Raw genomic sequence first — 9143 nt, forward strand, 5'->3', positions numbered from 1 at the left:
ATGATCTTCACCACCCGTCAAAACATCGTGTAAGAAAGAAGCTCCTATTCCAGCATTTACCAAGTACGTTCCTTCTTTCAGCTCACGTTCAAGTTGTCTATTATTGAGCAAACTATTTTCTGGTATAGTTTTCAAATAAGCTTTCTTGGCTCTTCTTCTATCGCCTTGTAACGTATACTCCAAGCCCAAACTAAAATAACTATAGGTTTGCGTGTAAGTTCCAAAAGTGGGTTCGTCAAAATTGTAAAATTCATAGGACCCTGATCTAAAAACATGATTCGAATAATTGTACCTTGCCTTTAGCAATAAACCAGGAACCTTTTTATGTTCATATCCTAATTCTACGAAGTATGAAGGAGCTATACTCGGCCCTTCTTCCCTACCAATTTCATTAAACCTAAAAATGTCGTAATCGGATCCATTTTGAAACCTGATACCATAGCCCCCTGTCCCTAGAAGATTCGAATGCCCTTCAGGTTTATCAAACCACAGCATGGCTCCAGCAGAAATATTTAAAGTACTATTCTCAAGTAAAGGAAGTCTATACTTAAAGTACAATTCTGGTACTATAGTAGGATTATTATCTCCAATCCTGAAGTTAATATCATCGAAGCTAAAGTTGTATTTCTCGCCATTGGGTTGATATACTTGATGATCCATATTTCCATCAATTTCGAGTCCCAAGTTCATACTAGGAAATACAAAATTCGCATTTACACCTATTTCAAAATTAGATTTTACGGGTAGAGCCCATCCTAAATAAAAATTAGGACTAACAGACGGTTTACTGCGCATAAAGTCATTCCCTGTATTTTCAAATTCTACAGGATTCATAAACATTGCATCTGTACCGAAATGGAACTTTAATTTTGAAGCTTGCTCTTGAGCATTTACTCCTTGGAACATTTGGAACAAAATAGCTCCAAACATCAATGATTTTTTAAGTGGTTTGTTCATTTTGATGAATTGATTATTCAAATAATTTTTAAATTAAATCGCCACAAAACTATACCTTTAATTCAATCCATTTAAGTTTTTGAAAATTTTAACATCTATTCGTTTAGTCTGAACAGAAATCTCATTAAAAACGTAGATCGACTTCCTTTTGAAACAGTTCTTCCCGTAAATACATTTTAACTTCCCTTTTTGTAGTAATAATAGTTCGTTTGTGAGTTTTTATACAGACCTATTTGATAGTGATAAGCAAAGTTTAAATACAATTTCTTTCCTAGTTTCAAATCCTTTGATAAACCTACATTAATTGTTGTGTAATTATTCTTTAGGTTCAGTGTATTGTATTGCACATACCAAACATTTCCTGTAGACACAGAATTCATGTTTACCTCATCTAATACAGCTGTTGTATCTCCAAGACTGTTATTTAAACTTCCAAAACTCAAACCGGCATTAATATTTAAATAATTGTAATTCTTGGGTCCTACAATGCTGTACCCTATACCCAAACTTATTTCATGTGCGCTTTGCTTCGCCATTCGACGTGTGGGTATAGCGGCTGACGAATTGGTAATCCAACCGCGGGTATACTTGTAAGTGCTGTACCTCCCAAACCACAACCAATGCTTCTTTAATGCTTTTTCAACCCCAAATTCCAATACCGGCGTAGCATTACCTCCAGATCTTATATCGTTCTTTTCCCCCAGCGTTCTATCGTGTAAACTTCCTATACCGAGACCTGCCTTTACCGCCCAGGTTCCCGGAACTATTTTCCTTTCCAATTGATTGTTGGATAATCCTGTTTCTTCATCAATTTTCCTCAGGTACTCAAACCTTTGTCTTATCTTTTTAAAAGGAACATTATAGCGCAGCCCCAAACTTAAATAAGAATAAGATTGTGTAAAACTACCCGAACTCGTATATCCAAGGTTTAAAAGCTTGTAACTTCCATAAACTCTGTCAAAATAACTATAGTTATATCGAACGTTAAAAGATAAATGTGGCCAAGAATTAGGATGATAATCTAATTGCCCAAATATTGAAGGAAAGAAGGGAGTGATATATTGGTGAGCATCTTGGGTTAAACTGTACAGTTGTTTTTCCTCTCCATTACCACTCGGTAAATACTTTTCCGCCAACTGTTCTCCCAAACTATTTCCCTCATTAAACCACAACATTAAGCCGCCACCTACTGCTAGGCTACCACCGGGTTTCAAGTCTATGATTCTCTGAACGTAGGCTTCTGGTGAAATTCGAATAACTTGGCCTGAGTAAATGTCCATTTCATCTTCTACGAGGTGAAGTGTCGTACCATTTTCATCCACAAAATTGTGCCCCTCCTTTAAATCGAGTTGATATCCCAATCTGAAATTTGGAACATAAAAATTCAAACGGAATCCAAATAAATTTCCTTTCTCTGAGAAGTGCGAATAACCTATATTGAAATTAGGCGCAGGAGAAACCGTACTTTTCATATGCATTATCCCTGAATTATTGAATTTAACAGGGGACATAAGCATAAGGTCTGATCCTAAAATGAAATTGTGTCGATTAAGCTGCCCAAATGCGCATAAAAAAAGGGATGAAACATTAACAAGTGCTATGACCAGTGTAACCTTCATCCCTCTATACATTTTGAATGTTTATTAAAACTTATATTTCAATCCTACCAAAAATTGTTGTTGCGTTCCGTCCATAAAGGAGCTCGTTGCATTACTCTGCTCATTTCCTACCGTATAGTAATCTATATTCGTTACAAAGAATTTTCGAAGACCAAATTGTGTATTATAAGCCAAACTTAAATACATACCCTTAAAAAGCTTAAAATCTTTAGATAACTGGAAACTTAGCGCAGAATACCAGTTGTGGTTTAAATCAAACGTGGCTTTATAACTATACAAATCTCCTTCCTGCTGATTACTCTGAGTTATCGTTAATCCTGAACTACCATTGGGTCCTTTCTGATCCATTACAAATCCATTTTCAAAACCAACTGCTACGTTAAAATAATTGTAGTTCTTAGGACCAATAACTCTATACCCTAATTGTATACCTATTTGTGAAGCCCAAAAAGCATTCCCTCCATCTCCAGAGAACGGACCAATATTATAACTGCGTTTGTCCCAAATCTCCAATACTGAAATTGCACCAGCAACAAAGAAATTTCTTCTTATTCCCTTTTCAATGTTGAGTCCATAATATTGTCCCACTAAACCTCCATTCTTAAAGTGATTTAAACCACCTTCCATCTTATTCAACATTCTAGCCCCCCCAGTATTCACACCTATAAATAAAGCGTTAGGAGCAATAAATCGTTGTTCTTGTTTAGGGGTTAAAACAATTTCCTCTTGCTTCTTTTGTCCTAAAGTAAAAGAACTAAATACGAGACTCGCCGCAATAAGAGTGATAAAGATTTTCATGGTATATTGATTTTAGTTGTGGTAAGAACGATTATTATGAATACTTATTGAAATCTATTCAACTTTTTTCCAAAGCTTAATCTTTCTATCATCGCCGGCAGAGATAAACTCCTCTGCATTTAGTTTGGAGAGTGAGTTCACCGTGTGGGTATGTCCTTTTGATTTGACATCTATTCTCTGTAGAATTTCAAGGCTTTCTGGTTCCCAAACTTTAACCGTTTTATCAAAACTAGCACTTACCAATACGTTGCCCATATCGATTAAATCGTACACAGCATAGTTATGTGCAGGCACTTCTTTGATCAGTTTTTCACTTTTCCAATCCCACAGTCTCAAATAAGCATCCTTTCCCCCAGTGTAGAGAATATCGTTCTTCACTAGGGCAACATTTGCTCCCATGCGGTGCGATTTCAGCGTTACGATTTCATTGTAGAAATTACATTCTAAAATACGCGTAGTACCATCTTGACAGGAGAGAATTACCAATTCACCTTCGTCTGCTAAAGTCATGGACCTTATTTTACCACAGTTTAAAGGTAGGATGAGTTTCAATGAAAAGTCCTCCGCACTCCATACAGAAAAATAGCCATCGGCATCTGTTGCGTAGAATTCTGACTTTTTAGAATTATAACACAATGAAAAAACTCCAGATTTATGCTGGGCGAGGTTTTTAATTTCTTGTTTTTGCTCTAAGTCAATAACATGTACATTACCCTTTGATGAACCGATTACCAAATGTTTATCTGCATTGATTAAACAAATACTGTACGCGGCATTATCTAGCTTTATGGCAAAGGCGTCTTGCTCACCACTTTCTACATTCCAACGCGCAATAAACTTGTCGGCACTTGTGGTAAAAAGAAAACCGGAGTCATCTACAATAGTGTCGTAGATGGCCCCGGCATGACCTGTTATTATCTTTTCTAAGCTAAAAATCATTCTTCTTCTTCAGAAGCTACTTGTTTTAAACGTGTAGCGTAATCCTCTGGTAAATATTCAAAGAAAGTATCACCTCTTAATCCTAAACGTAAACATTCTAAAGGAATCATTTCGTTGTGTGCAATATTTCCAAGGTTTACTTCAGCTCCAAATAATTTAACAAACCATACTTGTTGGTTTTTCTTTGGCGCTTCCCATAGAATATCTTCTGGTTTTACTTTGGCAATAATCTTGTTGATCAACATAGTGTGTGCTGTACCGTTTGGTCTAAAAACACCTACCGTACCACTTTCTCTACCTTCTGCAATCACCTTCCAAGAACCTGCTTCCAATTCTGTACTCATCATTTTAATCCACTTATTCGGTGAAATTAAAATTCCAGAATCTTTTGAACCAACTTCAGACAAAACAGTTCTGTCTTTCGCCATGCTGTGAATCAATTCACATTTTTTATCGTGAGGTATGATAATAGATCCATCAGAAATTTCTGCTAAATCTAAATCGTACTTGTCTAAAATTCTAAGGTAATCTTCGTGCATTCCACGTGCGTAAAATGCTTCAAATAATGTTCCTCCGAAGTAAGGACGTATGTTTGCCTCCTTATACAACTTTAACTTTTCTTCCAAGTCTGGAGTCACGAAAGAGGTTCCGAAACCAAATTTTACGATGTCTGTAAGATGACCTGACGCCTGTATAAAGTTTTCTACCTCGTTAATGCTCAACCCTTTGTCCATCATCATTGTTACACCTGCGTTCCTAGGCTTTGATGATCGTTCTGGTATAAAGGATAAATTAAAATTCATAAGTGTGTTTAATTTTCTATTCGGTCCCGAAAACCACTAATGTTTTTAGCTTCGGGATAATGCAAAAATAACTTTTTAGCCAAATCTGCATCCTTATTTATAAGATTATCTAATATTAGATATGCGTTGGTGTATTCTTGATTTTGGTAATAAGCGTAAACGCGTATTAAGTCAAGTTCTGGCATCTTCTGAAATCCTGGATTACTCTCATATATAGATTCTACCAAATAAGGAGCTTCTCCCGCTAAAAACTTCAAGTAATCCAAAGCAAGATCTTCGTTGGTATCATCCAACTTCACTCCTTTTTCATACATTTCCAATGCATCTTCGACGCGTTCATCTTTTTCAAAAACACCTGCTAGCACATGGTAAAACGATGCGTTATCTGGGGCCAATTCTATGGCTTTGCTCACCAATTTAATTGCTTCCTCTGTTCTTCCTTCCAAATCATTTACGATTCCCATTCCCAACCAAGCTTCTGGCAGATGTGGATTTAAAATCGCCGACCTATTGTAACAGTTCATGGCCAAATCTAATTCGCCCAAGTCCTCATGACATTCCCCCATATAACTTAAGATTAAGGCATCTTCACCTTCCATCTCTAAACACTTCTCAAAGCACTCTAAAGCTTTTCTGGGCTTACTATTGGAAAGAAATGCATTTCCTAAATTAAAGTAAGCGGGAGGAAAATCATCATTGATTAATATGCTATAATCATAGGCCCAAATTGCTTTTTCGAAATTATCTACTTTCAAATAAGCATTTGCCAAATTGTACCATGCCGTAAAACTGTAAGGGTTTTCGTCTATGTAATCTTTAAACGATTTAATGGCTTTCTTGTACTCTCCTAACTGATCGTAACAAAAAGCAATCTCATAAACCGCTACCTCGTTTTTCGGGTTTTCGGCAATGGCTCTTTTTAAAATATTTACGGATGATTTGTAATCTTTTATATTGTTATATTCCATGGCCAAATCAAGATAAATCTCATCTTTTTCCATGTCATCTGCCAACTCTAATGCTAAGTTGAAATAACGAATAGCATTTTTAGAATCTCTTAATTGACTAAAAGAACCAGCTTTGGTAAGTACTAATTCTAAATTCCTTGGATCCATTTTCTCCAAGTCATTTAAAATTTCCAAGGCTTCTTTTAATTCACCATTCGCAGAAAGAATTTGCGCCTTTCTTAACAAAAACATAGTATTGAACGGAAAGTGACTCAAGGCCATTTCCACTCCCCACTTTGCTTTTTTGTAGTTGCTCGAAATGATAAAATGATCAATCAAAGCCTCCAAACGATCTGAATCCATGAATCGAAAATCGTCTTTTCTATACATGGCGTTGAAGGCATTTAAGTCCTCATTGAATTCTCTTTCTGAAAAATATTCTTCCTCTTCCTCGTACATACCTCTCTAAAATTAATCAGAATTTAAGCCTGTTATACACCGTTAACTCTAGAGTTATAAACAGGAAATTAACAATCAGCCCACTAAACAGGAGCCACCATGTGCATCAATTCTGCACAAATTAACGCTCCCCAAGTTCCAAAGAAGTATCCTACTACAGCCATAATTACACCTACTGTTGTTAAAGCAGGGTGAAAGGCATTGGCCACTACGGGCGCAGAAGCTGCTCCTCCTATGTTTGCTTGACTTCCTACTGCTAAGAAGAAAAACGGAGCTCTTATTAATTTCGCTACCAGTATAAGTAAACCGGCGTGAACGGCAATCCAAATTAGTCCTACAAAGATAAGCAATGGTTTACTGAAAATAGCAGAAATATCTACCTTCATCCCTATCGTCGCTACCAAGACATATAAAAAGATAGATCCGAATTTAGAAGCACCAACTCCCTCGTATTGACGGGCCTTGGTAAAACTTAAAATCAATCCGTAAATTGTAGATAAAACAACCATCCAGAAGAACTGACTTCTAAATGTACTCCCTTTGTCAAGGATACCCTCGAAGAATGACGATAATACGTCTCCCAAGAAGTGAGCTATTCCCACACCAATAAACACAATTCCGAACATAACCATGTAGTCTTTTAATGTTGCTTTACGTTCCATCTCGGCATTCATTGTTTCCACTCTTACTACCAATTCATCAATGGCTTTGTTATCTGCTTTTAACCACTTATCAATTTTAGAACGTTTTCCAATACCAAATAAGATCACGGCCATCCAAATATTAGCGACTACTATATCCACAAGTACCATTCCCCCAAACAAGGTTTCTTTGTATTTGTAAACCTCCAACATCGCTGTTTGATTGGCTCCTCCACCTATCCAGCTTCCCGCAATGGTCGACAAACCTCTCCATGTCGCTTCGTTTCCTGTTCCTCCTACTGTTTCCGGAGAAATAAAAGAGAATATCCATACAGCAAAAACTCCACCTACGATTACTCCAACGGTTCCGGTAACAAACATGATGAAACTTTTTGGCCCTAAACGAACCAAACCTTTTAAGTCCATCGACAAAATCAACAAAATTAAACTGGCCGGCAATAGGTACCTGCTGGCCATGTGATATAACCCACTAAATTCTCCACTTATAATTCCCATACTACTCAAAGCAGCAGGCAACATGTAACACATGAAAAGGGCCGGGATAACGGTATAAAATTTCTTCCAGTACGTATTTCCAGAGTTAGAAGTGTAGAACACAAAAGCGAGAACTACCAGCAATAAACCAAAAACAACCTTATCGTTTTTTATCATCGGTTCATGCACCTCTTGTTCTAAAAAGGACATTTTGAAAGGAGTTGCACTGCTTTTTAAAGCTTGCACCTCCCCATTTATCATTGGATGAATAGCTATTGAAATGATACCGTTTGGACCAGGGTTTCTAAAAACTGCGTTCCCGAAATTGGCGAAATAACTGGTATCTTTATTAAAGACAACCTCTACAGAATCTGATTGAGCAAATAACCTTCTATCTTCGTCTGTAAAGTTCAAATAAAAATAGGCTTCTGCGGTAAATTCCATTCCACTAAATGAATAGTCCTTACTCTCAGAATTCGCTAATACTTCCGTTGGAATTTCATCACTCAATAAGAGCAAAGAATCATTTTCTACTACCACAAAGTTTTCAGTTTGTGACCAGAGGTTAACACTCAAGAATAGTGTAAGAAATGCTAATAAAATTTTCATAATCCTTCCAATTTGGAAGGCAATAATAGGAATAATAAAACAAAAGTGAGAATTATGCTTCGAAGTGGACTTTGATCTTAACATTAAATAAATGTACACCGTCTTCCAATTCTTCAAAAGAGTACTTCACGTAGTTGCTCGATTTTAGCACCATAGTAATGAGTCCTAATCCAGCACCACCAAGTTCTGACATAAAACCATTATTCAATATTTCTATGTAATGCTTTTTGATTTCATCATCATTCATGGATTTTAGTTCCGTCAATTTACCATCAATTATGTTGATACTTTCGTCATTCACCAAATTAGCAAACTGCATACACACTTCTTTCTGATTATTGGCGATAAACACATAGCCTAAACTTTCGTCATCATCCACAAAATCACTATGTTTTCTTATGTTCTGAAGTCCTTCAATTAAGATGCTAAAGACTCTTTTAATAATGCTTTTCTTTTGATTTTTCTCGCGAAGTTTTTGTTCAACGCTTTCTGGGATGCTGTTTACAATATCTTTAGAAAACTGTCCTGCATAGGCTACCAGAACGTTATAATTCTCACGCTGTAAACATTGTTCGGTATCTTCAAAATAGTTTTGAAGTTTCACCGCAGTTTTCTCTGTAACTCTAGCCATTTATTTGATGTAGTGTAGTAATGCTCTTTTACAATATAAGAGAATTTCGTAATATTTAACTCAATTCAATTGCCGTAAAAATTGAAAAATTTACTAAAATACACTTTAAAAATCAATTCAACTAATTAAGTAGTGGTTAAAGCGATTGTAAACCAATACTTTTAGCTACGTGTTAAACTTTTCTCAATATTGTTGAAAATTCTTGCCACCGCAGGGCATACTTCCGTATTTTTCAAAGTAAGATC

8 protein-coding genes are annotated in these 9143 nt (G+C 36.2%); all 8 read right to left on the minus strand.

Annotated elements, in window-relative coordinates:
* Positions 1-957 (minus strand): hypothetical protein (locus R3333_RS09415; RefSeq protein WP_318958538.1); only part of this gene is annotated, 957 nt, incomplete at its 3' end.
* Positions 958-1133: 176 nt separating this feature from the next.
* On the minus strand, positions 1134-2435 hold the full coding sequence (locus R3333_RS09420) for a hypothetical protein (RefSeq protein ID WP_318958539.1): 1302 nt from the start codon (positions 2433-2435) through the stop codon (positions 1134-1136).
* 165 nt (positions 2436-2600) lie between these two features.
* Positions 2601-3374, minus strand: a complete 774-nt coding sequence (locus R3333_RS09425; protein WP_318958540.1) for a hypothetical protein — start codon at positions 3372-3374, stop codon at positions 2601-2603.
* Positions 3375-3428: 54 nt separating this feature from the next.
* On the minus strand, positions 3429-4313 hold the full coding sequence (locus R3333_RS09430; RefSeq protein WP_318958541.1) for a hypothetical protein: 885 nt from the start codon (positions 4311-4313) through the stop codon (positions 3429-3431).
* Positions 4310-5116: a phosphosulfolactate synthase gene (locus R3333_RS09435; RefSeq protein WP_318958542.1), complete on the minus strand. Its 807-nt coding sequence runs from the start codon at positions 5114-5116 to the stop codon at positions 4310-4312. The genes R3333_RS09430 and R3333_RS09435 overlap by 4 nt, the downstream gene beginning before the upstream one ends.
* Before the next feature lie 8 nt (positions 5117-5124).
* The gene (locus R3333_RS09440; RefSeq protein WP_318958543.1) at positions 5125-6522 is read right to left on the minus strand and encodes a tetratricopeptide repeat protein; all 1398 of its coding nucleotides are present in this window, start codon (positions 6520-6522) and stop codon (positions 5125-5127) included.
* 83 nt (positions 6523-6605) lie between these two features.
* Positions 6606-8267 (minus strand): DUF819 domain-containing protein, encoded by a 1662-nt coding sequence (locus R3333_RS09445; RefSeq protein WP_318958544.1) that lies wholly within the window; start codon positions 8265-8267, stop codon positions 6606-6608.
* Positions 8268-8319: 52 nt separating this feature from the next.
* Positions 8320-8898 (minus strand): SiaB family protein kinase, encoded by a 579-nt coding sequence (locus R3333_RS09450; protein ID WP_318958545.1) that lies wholly within the window; start codon positions 8896-8898, stop codon positions 8320-8322.
* Positions 8899-9143 lie beyond the last annotated feature (245 nt).

The sequence above is a fragment of the Lishizhenia sp. genome (genome assembly GCF_033720595.1).
Taxonomy (GTDB): Bacteria; Bacteroidota; Bacteroidia; order Flavobacteriales_D; family Crocinitomicaceae; genus Lishizhenia.

Excerpts from the sequence above, each read along its gene's own strand:
- R3333_RS09430 (WP_318958541.1), bottom strand. The coding sequence starts at position 4,313 with ATGATTTTTAGCTTAGAAAAGATAATAACAGGTCATGCCGGGGCCATC.
- R3333_RS09440 (WP_318958543.1), bottom strand. The coding sequence starts at position 6,522 with ATGTACGAGGAAGAGGAAGAATATTTTTCAGAAAGAGAATTCAATGAG.
- R3333_RS09450 (WP_318958545.1), bottom strand. The coding sequence starts at position 8,898 with ATGGCTAGAGTTACAGAGAAAACTGCGGTGAAACTTCAAAACTATTTT.
- R3333_RS09425 (WP_318958540.1), bottom strand. The coding sequence starts at position 3,374 with ATGAAAATCTTTATCACTCTTATTGCGGCGAGTCTCGTATTTAGTTCT.
- R3333_RS09435 (WP_318958542.1), bottom strand. The coding sequence starts at position 5,116 with ATGAATTTTAATTTATCCTTTATACCAGAACGATCATCAAAGCCTAGG.
- R3333_RS09445 (WP_318958544.1), bottom strand. The coding sequence starts at position 8,267 with ATGAAAATTTTATTAGCATTTCTTACACTATTCTTGAGTGTTAACCTC.
- R3333_RS09420 (WP_318958539.1), bottom strand. The coding sequence starts at position 2,435 with ATGCATATGAAAAGTACGGTTTCTCCTGCGCCTAATTTCAATATAGGT.